Source organism: Pseudomonas sp. LBUM1647, assembly GCF_059716175.1.
On record NZ_CP166809.1, the window covers coordinates 5,237,555 to 5,253,617 of the forward strand.

The 16,063-nt window shown below is 58.3% G+C and carries 19 protein-coding genes; 9 read left to right on the forward strand and 10 right to left on the reverse strand.

The genetic code is table 11. The annotated features are described in order from the left end of the window. Nucleotides 1–2: 2 nt before the first annotated feature. Nucleotides 3–131: a PA1414 family protein gene (locus ACA059_RS24070; protein WP_007914492.1), complete on the reverse strand. Its 129-nt coding sequence runs from the start codon at nt 129–131 to the stop codon at nt 3–5. A gap of 139 nt (nt 132–270) precedes the next feature. Further along, the gene (gene ptrR, locus ACA059_RS24075; RefSeq protein ID WP_497631249.1) at nt 271–1,164 is read right to left on the reverse strand and encodes a putrescine utilization regulator PtrR; all 894 of its coding nucleotides are present in this window, start codon (nt 1,162–1,164) and stop codon (nt 271–273) included. A 103-nt stretch (nt 1,165–1,267) separates the two neighbouring features. Here ptrR and ACA059_RS24080 point away from each other — a divergent pair, with 103 nt between their 5' ends. Continuing rightward, nucleotides 1,268–2,449 carry an MFS transporter gene (locus ACA059_RS24080; RefSeq protein WP_497631250.1) on the forward strand — a complete coding sequence of 394 codons (1,182 nt, stop codon included), beginning with the start codon at nt 1,268–1,270 and terminating at the stop codon, nt 2,447–2,449. Here the strand turns inward: ACA059_RS24080 and ACA059_RS24085 are convergent. Both ACA059_RS24085 and ACA059_RS24090 read right to left on the reverse strand, forming a co-directional pair. Next, complete coding sequence (locus ACA059_RS24085; protein WP_497631251.1) at nt 2,394–3,326, reverse strand: DMT family transporter; 933 nt, start codon at nt 3,324–3,326, stop codon at nt 2,394–2,396. The genes ACA059_RS24080 and ACA059_RS24085 overlap by 56 nt on opposite strands. A gap of 58 nt (nt 3,327–3,384) precedes the next feature. Then, complete coding sequence (locus tag ACA059_RS24090) at nt 3,385–4,221, reverse strand: CvfB family protein (protein WP_134422134.1); 837 nt, start codon at nt 4,219–4,221, stop codon at nt 3,385–3,387. A 351-nt stretch (nt 4,222–4,572) separates the two neighbouring features. On the opposite strand from ACA059_RS24090, the gene ACA059_RS24095 reads away from it, so the two are divergent. The 3 genes from ACA059_RS24095 to ACA059_RS24105 all read left to right on the forward strand — a co-directional run bounded on the left by ACA059_RS24095 (nt 4,573) and on the right by ACA059_RS24105 (nt 6,644). Then, nucleotides 4,573–4,761, forward strand: a complete 189-nt coding sequence (locus ACA059_RS24095; protein ID WP_017337097.1) for a PFL_1563 family small protein — start codon at nt 4,573–4,575, stop codon at nt 4,759–4,761. 218 nt (nt 4,762–4,979) lie between these two features. Continuing rightward, entirely contained in the window at nt 4,980–5,696 is a 717-nt protein-coding gene (locus tag ACA059_RS24100; RefSeq protein ID WP_283183503.1) for a TorF family putative porin, read from the forward strand. A gap of 78 nt (nt 5,697–5,774) precedes the next feature. Next, nucleotides 5,775–6,644 (forward strand): DUF6279 family lipoprotein, encoded by an 870-nt coding sequence (locus ACA059_RS24105; protein ID WP_497631252.1) that lies wholly within the window; start codon nt 5,775–5,777, stop codon nt 6,642–6,644. A gap of 125 nt (nt 6,645–6,769) precedes the next feature. On the opposite strand, the gene ACA059_RS24110 is transcribed toward ACA059_RS24105, so the two are convergent. Beyond that, nucleotides 6,770–7,159, reverse strand: a complete 390-nt coding sequence (locus ACA059_RS24110) for a transcriptional regulator (protein ID WP_497631253.1) — start codon at nt 7,157–7,159, stop codon at nt 6,770–6,772. Nucleotides 7,160–7,336: 177 nt separating this feature from the next. On the opposite strand from ACA059_RS24110, the gene ACA059_RS24115 reads away from it, so the two are divergent. The 3 genes from ACA059_RS24115 (at nt 7,337) to ACA059_RS24125 (ending at nt 9,087) form a co-directional block, all read left to right on the forward strand. Next, entirely contained in the window at nt 7,337–8,071 is a 735-nt protein-coding gene (locus ACA059_RS24115; protein ID WP_497631254.1) for a DUF899 domain-containing protein, read from the forward strand. 361 nt (nt 8,072–8,432) lie between these two features. Continuing rightward, complete coding sequence (locus ACA059_RS24120; RefSeq protein WP_497631255.1) at nt 8,433–8,705, forward strand: hypothetical protein; 273 nt, start codon at nt 8,433–8,435, stop codon at nt 8,703–8,705. A gap of 106 nt (nt 8,706–8,811) precedes the next feature. Then, the gene (locus tag ACA059_RS24125) at nt 8,812–9,087 is read left to right on the forward strand and encodes a hypothetical protein (RefSeq protein ID WP_497631256.1); all 276 of its coding nucleotides are present in this window, start codon (nt 8,812–8,814) and stop codon (nt 9,085–9,087) included. A gap of 70 nt (nt 9,088–9,157) precedes the next feature. Here the strand turns inward: ACA059_RS24125 and ACA059_RS24130 are convergent, their stop codons facing one another. Then, nucleotides 9,158–10,504, reverse strand: coding sequence for a DEAD/DEAH box helicase (locus tag ACA059_RS24130; RefSeq protein ID WP_008153197.1), 1,347 nt, complete (start codon nt 10,502–10,504; stop codon nt 9,158–9,160). Nucleotides 10,505–10,697: 193 nt separating this feature from the next. Between ACA059_RS24130 and ACA059_RS24135 the strand changes: the two genes are divergently transcribed. Further along, nucleotides 10,698–11,996 (forward strand): mechanosensitive ion channel family protein, encoded by a 1,299-nt coding sequence (locus tag ACA059_RS24135; RefSeq protein WP_497631257.1) that lies wholly within the window; start codon nt 10,698–10,700, stop codon nt 11,994–11,996. A gap of 130 nt (nt 11,997–12,126) precedes the next feature. On the opposite strand, the gene ACA059_RS24140 is transcribed toward ACA059_RS24135, so the two are convergent. The 4 genes from ACA059_RS24140 to ACA059_RS24155 form a co-directional block, all read right to left on the reverse strand. Beyond that, a complete protein-coding gene (locus tag ACA059_RS24140) occupies nt 12,127–12,627 on the reverse strand; it encodes a MepB family protein (RefSeq protein WP_497631258.1) in 501 nt (166 codons plus the stop codon). Then, nucleotides 12,624–13,502 carry a carboxylate/amino acid/amine transporter gene (locus tag ACA059_RS24145; RefSeq protein ID WP_497631259.1) on the reverse strand — a complete coding sequence of 293 codons (879 nt, stop codon included), beginning with the start codon at nt 13,500–13,502 and terminating at the stop codon, nt 12,624–12,626. Before ACA059_RS24145 ends, ACA059_RS24140 begins: the two co-directional genes overlap by 4 nt. A gap of 346 nt (nt 13,503–13,848) precedes the next feature. Then, nucleotides 13,849–14,448 carry an FMN-dependent NADH-azoreductase gene (locus ACA059_RS24150; protein ID WP_497631260.1) on the reverse strand — a complete coding sequence of 200 codons (600 nt, stop codon included), beginning with the start codon at nt 14,446–14,448 and terminating at the stop codon, nt 13,849–13,851. Nucleotides 14,449–14,756: 308 nt separating this feature from the next. Beyond that, nucleotides 14,757–15,086 carry a hypothetical protein gene (locus ACA059_RS24155; protein WP_056742660.1) on the reverse strand — a complete coding sequence of 110 codons (330 nt, stop codon included), beginning with the start codon at nt 15,084–15,086 and terminating at the stop codon, nt 14,757–14,759. A 49-nt stretch (nt 15,087–15,135) separates the two neighbouring features. On the opposite strand from ACA059_RS24155, the gene ACA059_RS24160 reads away from it, so the two are divergent. Further along, nucleotides 15,136–16,059: a PA3225 family LysR-type transcriptional regulator gene (locus ACA059_RS24160; RefSeq protein ID WP_201186299.1), complete on the forward strand. Its 924-nt coding sequence runs from the start codon at nt 15,136–15,138 to the stop codon at nt 16,057–16,059. Nucleotides 16,060–16,063: the final 4 nt, after the last annotated feature.

Consider the following 16,063-nt stretch of genomic DNA (forward strand, 5'->3'; position numbering starts at 1 on the left):
CGTTACCGGCGTCGCTGCTGGCGTCGGCGTTGTTCGTCGTCAGTGCGAATAGGCACAGGTTGCAGAGGCGGTTCGATCAAACCGAGTGCAACACCCAAGTCGTGCAGCCAGTTTTGGATTTTCTCTTTCATGGTGCCCCCTTCAGGGTAGTGCCGAGTGGCCAAAATTCTGTAGCCACTTCGCACTGATAATAGTCCGAAGTCCTACGCAATGCTCGCCCAAAGTCGCAATGATCTGTTACTGAATGGATCAAAATACCTGACCGATAGTTCAAGCCATCGCCCGAGCCTGACTCGGCGCCGACGGATAGACCAATTGTTGCTGCTCAAGCCAGGCGTTCAAGTTCGCCCCAACCATGCCTTTGCGCCACATCAGCCACGTGGTGGCACTGGCAAACGGCTCGGCCAACGGATGCACCGCCACGCTTTCGCGGCCTGGCAGGCTGGCGAGCATCGACTCCGACATCAGCGCCACGCCTGAGCCGGCGATCACGCAGGCAAGCATCCCCGGATAAGACTCGATTTCCATCGCCCGGCCCATGGCCGCGTGGTAATGGGCGAACCAGGCTTCCAGACGCATGCGGTAGGAACAACCCTGCCGAAACGTGAACACTGACCGCCCTTCCACATCCAGCGCGCTGAGGATCGGCGGGTGATCGGCCTCGCTGATCAGCACCAGCCGTTCGTCGCACAACGGCACGCCGTCGAGCCCGGCCAGCTCCAGCGGACCGTCCACCAGCGCCGCATCGAGACGACCGGTGAGCAAACCTTCAAGCAATTCGCCGCTTGGCCCGGACTGCACTTGCAGGTTCACCGCCGGATAAGTGCGGTGATAACGCGCCAACAACCCCGGCAGATGAATCGCCGCCGTGCTGTACATCGTGCCGAGTACGAAGTCCCCGGCCGGTTGCCCGCCCTGCACCGCCGCTTGAGCTTCGTCGCGCAGATTGAACAACTTGGCGGTGTAGTCCAGCAGGACTTTTCCTGCAGGCGACAACTGCAAACGCTGACGTTCACGCACGAACAGTTCTACGCCGAGTTGCTCTTCCAGCTGTTTAAGCCGGGTCGACAGGTTCGACGGCACCCGGTGCAGGCGTTCGGCAGCGCGGGTGATGGAACCCTCCTCCGCTACCGCCTGGAAAATCCGCAACTGGCTGAATTCCACGCCATTCTCCAAATCAGAACAAGTTACTCACTATTATTCATTTTAAAAGAAAGTCAATCAGTCCTAGCCTGACGGTCATTGATCCTCTGCCGGAATTCAGACTATGTCCCCTCTGATTCGCTTACTCGCCAGTTTCATCGCCCTGATGATGGCCATGGGCATCGGGCGTTTCGCCCTCACGCCTCAGCTGCCGCACCTGCTCAGTGAAGGCCAGATTGACCTGACCGCCGCCGGTCTGATTGCGGCGGCCAACTACCTCGGCTACTTCGTTGGCGCGGTGGACGCGATGTTCTCTCGCCGCCCCGAGCAAGTCCGCCGGCGTTTGCTGGGCGGTTTGTGGCTCTGTGTATTGCTGACGCTGGCCTCGTTCTGGGCCAACGGGTTTTGGTCCCATCTGGTGCTGCGGTTCGGTACCGGCGTGGCCAGCGCCTGGGTGCTGGTGATGATCACTGCGTTGAGCCAGCCACTGGCCGCAGTGGCCGGTCGCCCACGGCTTGGCGCCCTGGTATTTGCCGGACCGGGTCTGGGGATTTTTCTGACGGGCTTGTTGGCCCTGGGATCGAACCTGCTGGGGCAGACTTCTGCAGCCTTGTGGCTGGTGTATGCCGGCGTCGGGCTGGCGATGCTGCTGGGGATTCTGCCGTTCCTGCCGCAACCGGCCACAACCGTGGCCACCGCCCCCAGCGTCGCTGGCTCGGGAAATCATGGCATCGGCCGTTTAGGCGTGGTCTATGGGTTGTACGGTTTGGGCTACATCATTCCGGCCACTTTCCTCTCGCAAATGGCCAATGCGCAGTTCCATGGCCAATGGCAGGCCGATCTGTTCTGGCCTTGCTTCGGCCTTGCTTCGGCGATCGGGGTGGTGCTGGTGAGTCTGCGTCGACAACACCCGCATGGCACTCACTATTGGCTGATGGCGACGTTGTGGCTGCAAGCCGCCGGGGTCTTCGCCTGCTTGTTGGGCAGCGGCCCAGGCCTGGCCTTGGGCGTGATCCTCTGCGGCACGCCGTTCCTGGCCTGCATGCAGCTGGTGATGCAACGTTCCCGGGAGCTGGCGCCCCACGCCACCCAGCGCAACGCCGGACTGCTGACGGCATGCTTTGCCATAGGTCAGCTCGCCGGACCGTTGCTGGCCGCGTTAAGCAGCCACTTCAGCGGTGGTTTGCAGCCCGCGCTGGTGTTCGCCGGCAGCGGTTTGATTGTCGCTGGCAGTCTGTTGTTGCGCCCGGTCAGCTCTGCCCAAGGGCTTTGCGCAAGCGACGGCGCACCCATTGCTCAGCGCTGACAAACGTGATGCCCAGCAATACCAGCACCGCGCCGACAACGAAGTTGAAGCTCAGCTCTTCGCCCAGCAGCACCACGCCGAACGTGACGCCGAACAGCGGCGTCATGAACGAAAACACCGCCAGGTTCGCCGCCAGATAACGGCGCAACAGCCAGAACCAGGTCAGGTAACTGAAGAACGACACCACCAATCCCTGGAACAACACACTGGCCACCGCCACGGTGGTCAGGCTGACGTGGGTGACCTGGCCGCTGAGGATCGCGATCAGCAACAGGCCGACGAAACCGACAATCAATTGATAGAACAGCGTCAGGGTCACCGGGGCTTCCGACAGACGCGAAGCGCGCACCACCACCGTGGTTGCCCCCCATGACGCGCCAGCCAGCACGCCCAGCGCATCGCCCATCAACATGCGGTGATCGAGGTTGTCCCAGGACACCCCGCCAGCAAAGGCGATGGCGATCCCGACGAAGGCGAGGAAAATCCCCAGCCACTGGACCGGCCTTAAACGCTCACTCGGTAACAGCCAATGAACGCCCAATGCGGTGAAGATCGGCGCGGTGTAAAGGAACACCGACATGTGCGCGGCCGTGGTCAGTTGCAGGCCTTCGGAAATGAAGAAGAACTCCAGGCCAAAAAGCGCGCCAGCCAGTAGTCCACCGCGCCAGGTATTGCCCACTTGATCCCAGCCGGCCTTCCAGCAGATCAACAATCCTACGAGCAACGCGGAAATACCCGAGCGCCCGGCGGCTTGCATGACCGGCGCGATGTCTGGCGCCGCCCACTTGATCATCACTTGCTGAACACCCCAGATCAGGCACAACCCAATCATCACTTGCAGGGCAAACCCATCGGCGCTGCGCCGGGTGGCGCTCACCGGAACACCTCGACAACACAAAACATGGCAGTACTCGCAACAGGGGGTCGGCGCGAGGTCAGCTCAGTTCAATGCGATCGGCATGAATAACGATCTGACCGTTCTTGTACAACGCACCGATGGCCTTTTTGAAGTTGCCCTTGCTCACGCCAAACATACTGCTGATCACCGTCGGGTCGCTCTTGTCGCTGACCGGCAGGCTGCCATTGTTGTCGCGCAACTTGGCGAGAATCTTCGAGTTCAGGCTGGTGGCGGCTTCTTCGCCGACCGGTTGCAGGCTCAGGCTGATCTTGCCGTCGGCGCGGACTTCTTTGATAAAGCCCTTCTCTTCTTTACCGGCGCGCATGAACTTGAAGATTTCGTTCTTGTGGATCAGGCCCCAATGCTTGTTGTTGATGATCGCCTTGAAGCCCATATCGGTGGCTTCGGCAACCAGCAAATCAACTTCCTGGCCAGGGGTGTAGTTGGCCGGGGTCTTGTCGAGGTAGCGGTCCAGACGCGCCGTCGCGGTGATGCGGCGGGTGTGCTTGTCTAGGTAGACGTGCACCACGACATATTCACCGGCGGTCATCTGGCGTTTTTCTTCGGAGTACGGCAGCAACAGATCCTTCGACAAGCCCCAATCCAGGAAAATACCGATGCTGTTGACTTCAACGACTTTTAAACTGGCGAATTCACCGACTTGAACTTTCGGCTTTTCGGTAGTTGCGATGAGTTTGTCATCGCTGTCCAGATAAATAAAAACGTTAAGCCAGTCTTCATCTTCGCTGGGAATATCTTTGGGAATATAACGATTAGGCAGGAGGATTTCGCCATCCGCGCCACCGTCCAGATATAAACCGAAGTTAGTGTGTTTAACCACTTGCAAACTGTTGTAGCGCCCGACTAAAGCCATTTCCAATACCCTCATTGCGTGGGCGGCATTCTACCCGGTTTTGCGGGCCGCGCTCGCTGGCCAGCCCGGTGGCGCAAGAAAATCCTCTGAAGGGCTTAATTTTCCTGGGTTTTACCGCACGCGCCTGGCCGCTCGTCAGGCCGCGCTGGCGATTTTCGCACCTGTCCGCCAGGCGGAAAACTGTAATTTTTCACGATCGTTCTTAGTTAAAACAGCAGCTTAGGGGCCTATTCAGAATAATAACTTGTGATTAGTTCTTCATCTGCCCTGTGTATTTCGGGGGGATATTTACCAAGCAATTGTCAAGTATTTCCTGTACGATGCCTGGCCAAGTTAATTTTCTATAGGTTAATGGCCGCCATGCGTGTAAAAGCATCCAACAGCAAAGCAAAGCCAGCTCCAGCCGTTGAAACCAGCGAATCGATCAACAACCAGATTGCTGCGTTCCTCAAGTCCGGCGGAGAGATCCAGCAAATTGCCAAAGGCGTCAGCGGCCAGACGTTCGGCCCGTCCAAGCAGATCACTCTGGGCAAGAAGTAACTTCCCCAAGATCCGCCGCGTCACCTGGTCCCTAAGCGCTTTGAGCTTCGAAGCGCTTGGACTGGAACCCTCCTCGCAACACCCCGCAAACAAACCGATATTTCGAAAATCGACGAACGGCCCTCGATGCCGAGCATTCGCCGGTATGCTTGCACACGTCTAGATCAAGCGTTTCAGTAGGTTTTTAGTGCCTGCACCTCGCTGTCATGGAGTGACGCATGCTCAAACCTTCCTATTTATTGCTCGGCACCCTACTGTCGTGTTCGGTCGCCAATGCGCAAATCTTTCAGCGTGAACTGGGCGACTTCGATCTCAAACTCGGCACCACCCCCAGCCGCAGCATGGCCCAGGGGCTGGTCAAACCTTCCAGCACCGGCTCGTTCCACGGTGGTCTCGACCTGAGTCACGACAGCGGTTTTTACGTGGGCCAATGGGCACCGAGCATGGGTTTAACGCCTGGGGCCAACCTTGAAGTCGACTCCTACATGGGCTTTAAACAGCCTTTCGATAATACCCTCGGGTACGAAGTCGGCATGATCCGTTACAGCTATCCGAAAGTGGACACCCTCGACAGCCAGGAGCTTTTCGGTGGCCTGACCTTTCTGGGCAGCCGTTTCGGCGCAGCGTTCAGCAATGACCCGGACAAACAGAACAGCACCGTATTCGCCGACCTCGGTGGCAATCAGCCGTTCGGCATCGGGATCAGCATGAAATACACCACTCACCAGCTCAACACGCCGGTGTCCGTCGACGGTGGCTACGTAGGCAGTTTCACCGACTGGTCAGTGCAACTTTCCCGCCCGTTCATGGGCGTCGATCTGGACCTGATCTACAGTGACTCCAGCTTGAGCGGCAACAGCTGCTCCGCCTATTCCGGGCACAACAGCCAATGCGACGGGCTAATCACCCTCAAGGCCGAACGCGCCTTCTATTGATCGGCTGAACTGCCGGGCTCATTCTGCGTTCACATGAGAATCACCTTAAAGAAGCCAGGCCTTCGCAAGGACTCGCCCATGTCGCGCTGGTTGAAATATCTCGCCGTCGTCATCACCCTCAGTCTCGCCCTCGGTGCGTGCAGCCGCGTGGGCCTGGCCTATCGCAACCTCGACGTGATCATTCCGTGGACGCTCAGCGACTACCTGGACATGAACGGCGAGCAGAAAGGCTGGTTCAACGAGCGCCTCAAGGAACACTTGAGCTGGCACTGCACCACGCAACTGCCGGGCTACCTCGACTGGCTGGATCGCTTGCAGGTCATGGTCGAGACCAACCAGGTCACCGACGCCGCACTGCAAACCCGCACCCAGGAAGCCAAACAGGCCATCGCCCAGACCGCACGGGAAATCACCCCGTCGGCCATTGAGCTGCTGCAGGGGCTGAATGACCAGCAAGTCGCGGAAATGAACGAGGCCTTCGCCAAGGACCAGCGCAAACGCCAGGAGGCATACCTCAAGCCGACGCTCGATCAACAGATCAAGCAACGCAGCCAGCGCATGGAAAAACGACTGAATGACTGGCTCGGCCCGCTCAGCGCAACCCAGCAGCTAAGAGTTGTCGCGTGGTCCAATGCCTTGGGTGACCAGAATACGCAATGGATCGCCAACCGCGTCCATTGGCAGAAGCAGTTCAGTGCGGCGGTTGCGCAGCGCCAGAGTCCAGAATTCCCACAGCGAATCGAGACGCTTCTGGTCAATCGCGAGAGTTTGTGGACGCCCGCTTATCGCCAGGCTTACGCCAGCACCGAAGCGCAGGCACGGGCGTTATTTGTGGATTTGATGGCAGAAAGCACGCCGGAACAGCGCCAGCGGTTGTTGAAGAAAATAGAAGGGGTTCGCAAGGACTTCAATGATTTGAAGTGCCTGAAAGCAGCCAAACAAAGTTAAGCGCTACACAACTCCCCTGTGGGAGCGAGCCTGCTCGCGATTGCGGTGTATCAGTAAACAATGATGTTACTGGTGTACCGCAATCGCGAGCAGGCTCGCTCCCACAATGGGTTAGGGGGTGATCGTCAGGCAATCTGCGCCTTCGACGCCACCTCATCAAACGTCACCTCATCCAGCGCATCTTCCTGCTCATCCAACACCTGCCGCGGATGGTCATTGCCCGGAATACTGCTATCGATCAGGCTCAATAAGCTCGAACCCCGAGCCGTCAAAATGTAATTCGATCCGGTGCCACCCTGTTCCTCAGGCCGAGGCTCGATATAACCGCGCGCCAGCAGTAACTTTTCGTACTCGCCGGCCACCGCTTTCAGATGATCCAGGTTTTCCGTCTCCTCGCCCTCCGCCGACTTCTCCGCCGCATACTGTTCGGCATAGGGCCGAGGCGTGAAGCTACTTGCACCGTTCTGCACCTCGTGCAACAAGCGTTCAATCAAATCCCAGTTATAAGTCGTCATCCTGATTCAACCTCCAAAGCCAGAGAGTGAGATGGCCTTCATAAGTTGTGACCGGCGCGGTTCGTAGCCGTTCAGCCGAGGTTTTGAACAGCATCGACCAGCGGTATGTCGAATTGGGCGTAGGCCAAACGACTAGTTTGTGTAAGTCACCTCCCAGCATCCCGCAGGAGAATCCCAATGAACATTCAGAATCATCCCGTCGTCTCCCGAGAAGAATGGCTCGCCGCCCGCAAGCAACACCTGGCCCACGAAAAAGCCTTCACCAAAGAGCGAGACAAACTCAGCGCCGAACGCCGAGCCCTGCCTTGGGTGAAAATCGACAAGGAATACCGTTTCCAGGGCCCGAACGGCGAATTGAAACTGGCTGACCTGTTCGGTGGGCTTAGCCAGTTGGTCATCTACCACTTCATGTTTGGTAAAGGCTGGGACGAAGGCTGTTCCGGCTGCTCGTTCCTGTCCGACCACATCGACGGCGCCAACCAACACCTGGCCCATCATGACGTCGCCGTGGTGGCGGTTTCCCACGCACCGTTCGCCGAATTCCAGGCCTTCAAACGACGCATGGACTGGAAATTTGATTGGGTGTCGTCAGAAGGCTGCGACTTCAACTACGATTTCGGCGTCTCGGCCCGAGCAGAAGACGTCACCGCCGGTAAAGCCACCTACAACTACGAAAAATCCGACGGCGCCGAAGAAGAACTCCCCGGACTCAGCGTGTTTTATCGCAATGAAGCCGGCGAGATTTTCCACACCTATTCCACCTATGCCCGCGGTCTGGACATGTTGGTCGGCGCCTACAACTACTTGGATCTCACACCCAAGGGTCGCAACGAAGAGGAAATCATGGAATGGGTAAGGCTTCACGATCAGTATGAAGACAATGCCTCAGCGGCCTGCTGCCATGGGGGATAGACGACAGAGCACATTGGATTTGTGCCGAACACACTATCTCCAAACACCGAAAATCCACTGTGGGAGCGAGCTTGCTCGCGATGACTGACAAACATTCAATACTGATATCGACTGATACACCGCTATCGTCGGATCGCCGCCTGGAGCAAGCTCACTCCCACAGATGTTGGCAGTGTTTAGTCATCAGCAAATTGCCTGAGATTATCCGACCGCACCAGGACATTTCTCCTACATCAAGTTCAGAACCGGCACTCTGTACCGCTAGGTGGCTGGTCCTTATAGTCAAACCGTCGCCCAAAAGACGACCGGGTTTGGCGACCTGATCACAGTGAGTCCTTTTTAATTACGAGAGACTCCACCTATGGATAGATACATCCCCCTTACCGGAATCGACCTGATCCCGGCATCACTGCTCATCGACACCCAAGCGCCGCTCGACGTCCTGCAAGCCATGGCTGACTACCGAATCCGCACAGTCACCCAGGTGCTGGAAAACATTGCCTTCCGCGCAGAAATCGGCTGCGACACCGTGGTGTTGTCCGATTTCTCCAAGCTGCTGGCCATACCGTTGCGCGATGGCTGTGACTTAATGGATGTGATTGGTCGACGGTTGCGGGCGCAAGCTTCTGCATAAATGAAAACGGGCGCCCTTCACGGTGCCCGTTCCTGCCTCTGAACTTTTTACACGCTTAAACCCTCAACCGGATAACTTGCCTTAACCGGAACCGAGGCCCACCCCAATGAAAACCCTGCTGAAACTCACCCTCGCCGCCACCCTCGCCTGCGCCCTTCCCGCTTGGGCTTGCACGCCAGAGGAAGCCACCGCCAAACGCGAACAATTGGCCAAGGAAGTCACCAAGCTCACCGAACAAAATCCGGCCAAAGCCAAGGAGATCAACGATGAGCTGCAGAAGATGGATCTAGGGACGGCCAGCAAGGATCTGCCGGACAAGTGCCAATTGATCGATCAGCGATTGAAGGAGCTGGATTCCGCGGAGAAGAAAACCGAGGGCTGATCCGGCTCAGGAATCCCAGCCGTAAAAAAACCGGACATTGGTCCGGTTTTTTATTGGTCGCTAGAACTGCTTACTCAGCAGCCGGTGCTTCCGGCTTGCGGCGCTTGAGCGGCGCCATGCCGTCCTTGCTCACCAGCGACAGGGCGTCGGTCTTCGGGCGGTTGGCGATTTTGCGTTTGGTCGGTGCCTTGGCGCCGGTTTTCTTCTTGTCGCCTTTGGCGTCGACCTTTTTCTTCTTCACGCCAACGGCTTTGCCCGAGGCCTTGACCTTTTTCGGTCCGCCGTAGGTGCCTTTGACTTCCTTGATGGTGCGGCGCTCGAAGCTCTGCTTGAGGTAGCGCTCGACGCTCGACATCAGGTTCCAGTCGCCGTGGCAGATCAGCGAGATGGCCAGGCCATCGTTGCCGGCGCGACCGGTACGACCGATGCGGTGAACGTACTCGTCGCCGCTGCGCGGCATGTCGAAGTTGATCACCAGGTCCAGGCCTTCCACGTCGAGGCCGCGAGCCGCGACGTCGGTGGCGACGAGGATTTTCACGCCGCCCTGCTTCAGACGGTCGATGGCTAGCTTGCGATCTTTCTGGTCTTTGTCACCGTGCAGGACGAACGCTTTGTATTCCTGCGCTACCAGGCGGCCGTAGATACGGTCGGCCATGGCCCGGGTGTTGGTGAACACGATGGCCTTCTGGTAGGTCTCGTTGGCCAGCAGCCAGTTCACGATCTGTTCTTTGTGCTGGTTGTGGTCAGCGGTGATGATCTGCTGACGGGTGGTCGCATTCAGATCGCTGACGTTGTTGAGCTGCAGGTGCTCAGGGTTGTTGAGTACCTTGGCGACCATCTCGCGCAGGCCCGAACCACCGGTGGTGGCAGAGAACAGCATGGTCTGCTGGCGGTTGGTGCACTCTTCCACCAGACGCTGGACGTCTTCGGCAAAGCCCATGTCGAGCATGCGGTCGGCTTCGTCGAGGACCAGTACTTCGACTTCTTTGAGGTCGAGGTTGCCGGCGTTCAGTTGCTCGATCATCCGGCCCGGTGTACCGATCAGGATGTCCGGCACCTTGCGCAGCATGGCAGCCTGGACCTTGAAGTCTTCACCGCCGGTAATCAGGCCGGACTTGATGAAAGTGAACTGAGCGAAACGCTCAACTTCCTTGATGGTCTGCTGGGCCAGCTCGCGGGTTGGCAACAGGATCAGGGTCTTGATGCTGACGCGGACTTTAGCCGGGCCGATCAGACGGTTGAGGATCGGCAAAACGAATGCAGCGGTTTTGCCGCTACCGGTTTGCGCTGTCACCCGCAGGTCACGCCCTTGGAGCGCCAGCGGAATAGCCGCTGCTTGCACAGGCGTTGGCTCGACAAATTTAAGCTCGGCCACGGCTTTGAGCAGGCGTTCGTGCAGGGCGAATTGGGAAAACACGGGTGCTACCTCGAAGAAATACAAAAAAACAGCTGCATAGGGTAACGGTTTCGAGCGCTAAGGCCGAGTTTCTTTATACAAACGGCGCTAAACAGTGGTTTTTTTGTTGTGTCTTTTGTCCTCAAACGTCATCCAAAGCGTCTTAAATGCTCTAATCGCCCCGTCGCGTCCTACAGAAGAACCGTTTTTGCCCATGGATATCAAACAGCTCTGGCTCAACGCCCAAGACCTTTGGGGTGCCCTTGATCAGCACCCGCTCCTGCATTCCAGCCTGGCATTGGTGCTATTGCTGGTGATTGCGCTGGTCCTCGGACGAGTGGCGCGCTACCTGATCCTGCATGCCACCAAAATGCTCGGTCGCCAGCCCGCGCTGCACTGGGTCAATGATTTACGCCACAACAAGGTCTTTCATCGCCTGGCACAGATGACCCCGTCGCTGGTAATCCAGTTCGGCCTGTATCTGGTGCCGGAGTTGAGCAAGACCAGCCTGATCTTCCTTGGCAATGTGGCGCTGGCGTTCACCATTCTATTCCTGCTGTTGGCGGTCAGTGCTCTGCTCAGCGCCCTGCTGGACATCTACGCCCGCACCGAGCACGCCCGCACCCGTTCGATCAAAGGTTACGTGCAACTGACGAAAATGGTCTTGTACGTGTTGGGCGCGATCATCATCGTTGCCACCCTCATCGACCGGTCACCGCTATTGCTGCTGTCGGGTCTGGGCGCCATGTCGGCGGTGATTCTGTTGGTCTACAAAGACACCCTGCTGTCGTTCGTCGCCAGCGTGCAGCTGACCAGCAATGACATGCTGCGAGTCGGCGACTGGATCGAGATGCCGCAAGTCGGCGCCGACGGTGACGTGGTCGACATCACGCTACACACAGTCAAAGTGCAGAATTTCGACAAGACCATCGTTTCGATTCCGACCTGGCGCCTGATGTCCGAGTCGTTCAAGAACTGGCGCGGCATGCAGCAATCCGGTGGACGACGGATCAAGCGCAGCCTGTTCATCGACGCCAGCGGCGTGCGATTCATCCGCGATGACGAAGAGCAAAAACTGTCCCAGGTGCATCTGCTGACCGACTACATCAGCCGCAAGCAGGCCGAACTCAAGGCCTGGAACGAAGCCCAGGGTAATGTGGCGGCGATGTCGGCCAACCGTCGGCGGATGACCAATATCGGGACGTTCCGCGCCTATGCGCTGGCGTATTTGAAGAGCCACCCGGAAATCCAGCCGAACATGACCTGCATGGTCCGCCAGATGCAGACCACCGCTCAGGGGATTCCGCTGGAAATCTACTGCTTCACCCGCACCACCGCGTGGGCGGACTACGAGCGGATTCAGGGGGATATTTTCGATTATCTGCTGGCGGTGTTGCCGGAGTTTGGCTTGAGCTTGTATCAACAGCCAAGTGGCGGGGATTTACGGGCCGGGTTGTTGCCTGCGGTGTTGGGTGCAAGCCATCTCGCCGAGCCCGAAAAACACGTCATGTAACACCGAAAATCCCCTGTGGGAGCGGCGGTGCGAAGATTCGACTTGCTCGCGAAGAGGCCGCATCAGTCGACATTAATGTTGAATGACACACCGTATTCGCGAGCAAGCCCGCTCCCACAGGGTTAGGGGTCTATTTTTTGAAGAGTCGGCGCACCTGAACGGGGTCGGCATCACCGCTCGGGTCCAGCGCAAGGAAGTATTTGAGCTGCCACTGCTGTGTCTGCACCGCTTGTTTGGCGACGGGTCTGGACCATGGCGGATAGACACGAATCGCCCGCTTGCCACCTTCGCCATCAATCGACATGACACCCTTGGCGGCGAGTATCTTCTGGTCAAACACAAACTGCCCGCGATGGGTTTCATCAGCAACGCTCACCACCACAAAGGCGACGCCATCGCCGGTGTCGAGCGGTGCAATCTCGCTGGCAGGCGTTGGCCGCTTCCAGAGCGTAACGAATTGGCCAATCTTGGTCGGCGTGGTTTTCGCTACGCGGAAGACCATCGCCTGGCCATCGAGGCCAAAGCGGCAGGCGCCGTAGTCGGCACTCTCCTCCTCGCGCCGAGCTTCATCCGTTAATGTCATGCCTGCGGGCTTGTAGATCTGCTCGATGGCGGCGATCAGGTCCGTCATGGCCGCTCCCGCAACGGCAGCACTTCTCGCCTGACGCCCAACCGGCTGATCCACACCGCCAGCAAAATCACCGACCCACCCAGGAACAACCGCCCCAGCTCTTCATGCTGATTCCAGATCAGCAAATTGATCAACAACCCCACCGGCACATGCAGGTTGTTCATCACCGCGAGCGTCCCGCCATTCACCAGGCACGCACCCTTGTTCCACCAGTACAACCCGAGCGCAGTCGAGACCAGGCCGAGGAACACCAGCACGCCCCATTGCAGAGGCGCTTCGGGCAGGAAGTTCTGTTTGCCAAACAACAGAAACGCCGGCAACGCCACCGCCAATGCCCCCAGGTAGAAGTAGCCAAAGCGCCGGTAATGCGGCAAATCGCTCGGATCGCGGGCCACCAGATGCTTATAGAGCACCTGCCCGGCGGCGTAGGTGAAGTTGGCCAGTTGCAGCAACAGGAAGCCCATGAAGAAATCCGGGTTGATCCGGTCGTAGCGAATCACCGCCGCGCCCATCACCGCAACCAGGGCCGCGATCAATGCCCACGGATTGAAGCGCCGGTTCAGCGCATCTTCGATCAAGGTCACGTGCAGCGGCGTGAGGATGGTGAACAGCAACACCTCTGGCACAGTCAGAACCCGAAAGCTCAGGTACAGGCAGACGTAGGTCACGCCGAACTGCAACGCGCCGATCAGCAGCATGCCGCGCATGAACGCCGGTTCAACCGAACGCCAGCGGGTCAACGGAATGAACACCAGCCCCGCCAGCACCACTCGCACCAGCACCGCAAAGTAACTGTCGACATGACCGGCCAGGTATTCGCCGATCAAGCTGAAGGAAAACGCCTGAATCAGCGTGACAAAAAGTAGATAGCCCATGCTCGCCTCGTTTCGAATGGCGGCGACGATAGCGGGTTTTGCCCGTTATCGCGAACACCCGCCCATACACAAACCCCTGTGGGAGCAGGCTTGCTCGCGAAAGCGATATGTCATTCAACATTGATGTCGACTGACACGGCCTCTTCGCGAGCAAGCCCGCTCCCACAGGGGGGGTATGCTCATTCACTAAATCGCAGGCAAAAAAGAGCCCGATCTCGCTAAAGCGTTCAATCGGGCTACAGCACTCAGGAGCAACAAGTGCAAAGGGAGGTTCGATGCGCGTAAAGCCTTGAAGGGGTTGCGCCAGGCCACTTGAACATCAAGGGATTATCTGGCGATTAAAGCCTCAGGCGACCTGGGCAAGCTTGGCATTGGCCTGGCTCAGGCCTTTCTCCTGGAAGTCACCGCCCAGGTTCATGCCTTCGGCGTGAATGAACGTCACATCGTGGATCCCGATGAACGCCATGACCTGGCGCAGGTAGGGTTCCTGGTGATCCGCCGGGCTGCCGGCGTAGATCCCGCCGCGGGCGGTCAGCACGTAGGCACGCTTGCCGCTGAGCAAACCTTGCGGGCCGGTGTCGGTGTACTTGAAGGTCACGCCGGCACGCAGCACATGGTCGAGCCAGGCTTTGAGGGTGCTCGGGATGGCGAAGTTGTACATCGGCGCAGCCATGACCAGTACATCGGCGGCCAATAGTTCGTCGGTCAACTGGTTGGAGCGTTCCAGGGAAACCTGTTCGATGTCGTTGCGCTGCTCGGCAGGTTTCATCCAGCCGCCCAGCAGGTTGATATCCAGATGCGGCACCGGGTTGACGGCCAGGTCACGAACGGTGATTGGGTCGTTCGGGTGCGCGGTTTGCCACTGGCTGATGAAGGTCTGGGTCAGTTGACGCGAAACCGAGTCTTGCTGACGAGCGCTGCTTTCGATGATCAGAACACGGGACATGGCTTGTAGGCTCCATCTGAGAATGCTGTAAGGCGATGGAGTGAAGGTTAAACAGAGTTAAATCGATGAAAAAGCGCAAATAACTGCTATAAACCATCAATAAATTCGTTTATAAGCGGAGCATGCCTTGTGGGAGCGAGCTGTGGTGAGGGGATTTAGCGAAACGTCGCACCGCCCCGTTCGGCTGCGAAGCAGTCGCAAAACCGGTGAATGCGTTTTTTCTGATACACCGTAGTCCCAGGTTTAGGGCCGCTTCGCGACCCAACGGGGATAAATCCCCTCACCACAGCTCGCTCCCACAGTGGATGTCATTTGGGGGTGCAGGTCAGTTTGATACGCATCTTGATGATGCTCCGGTTGAACTTGGCGGTGGCATTTTTGTGTTTACCAGCGGCCACTTCGATATTGCGGGTGCGTGGCGCTTCCGGGCCATTGTTGAAAACTACCTTACAGGCCGCATCGGTGGTGCCGTAGTTGTTCACCTGAATGGAGGCGATGTCGCTATCCGTGTCATACGCGTTGTAGTCGATGCTCAAGCCGTTCAGCTGTTTTTCAACGTCGATCGGATAGGCAAACGCCGTCAGCGGCAGCATCGCCAGCAGCACACAACCCGATACCACACAACAAAGCTTTTTCATTCAGCAGTCTCCAATAAGGGCTGCCAGCTTAGGACAAGAGGAGCTATTCATGAAAGCGCCCCGCGTGACCCTTGATCAATGGCGAACGTTACAGGCCGTGGTCGACCACGGCGGTTTCGCCCAGGCCGCCGAAGCGCTGCACCGCTCGCAATCATCGGTGAGCTACACCGTGGCGCGCATGCAGGACCAACTCGGCGTGCCGCTGTTGCGCATCGACGGCCGCAAAGCGGTGCTGACCGAAGCCGGCGGCGTACTGCTGCGCCGCTCGCGGCAACTGGTAAAACAGGCCAGTCAGCTGGAAGACCTGGCCCACCACATGGAACAAGGCTGGGAAGCGGAAGTGCGGCTCGTGGTCGACGCCGCCTACCCGAGCGCCCGCCTCGTTCGCGCCTTGACCGCGTTCATGCCGCAGAGCCGTGGCTGCCGGGTGCGTCTGCGTGAGGAGGTTCTATCCGGCGTAGAGGAAGTCTTGCTCGAAGGCGTGGCCGACCTGGCCATCACCGGCCTGAGCATTCCCGGTTACCTGGGTGCGGAATTGAGCGACGTAGAGTTTGTGGCTGTCGCTCACCCCGAACACCCACTGCATCGTCTGAACCGCGAACTGAACTTCCAGGATCTGGAATCTCAGATGCAAGTGGTCATCCGCGACTCCGGTCGCCAGCAGCCACGAGACGTCGGCTGGCTCGGCGCGGAACAGCGCTGGACCGTCGGCAGCCTGGCCACCGCGGCAACTTTTGTCAGCAGCGGACTGGGTTTCGCCTGGTTGCCTCGGCACATGATCGAACGGGAAATCAAGGAAGGCCTGCTCAAGCTGCTACCGTTGGACCAGGGCGGCAGCCGCAACCCGAGCTTCTACCTGTACTCGAACAAGGACAAACCCTTGGGCCCGGCCACGCAGATTCTCATCGAACTGCTGCGCACCTTCGATACCGCGCCGCTGGATGCCCCTTTCGCCGCCCCTGAACAAGCCTGACACG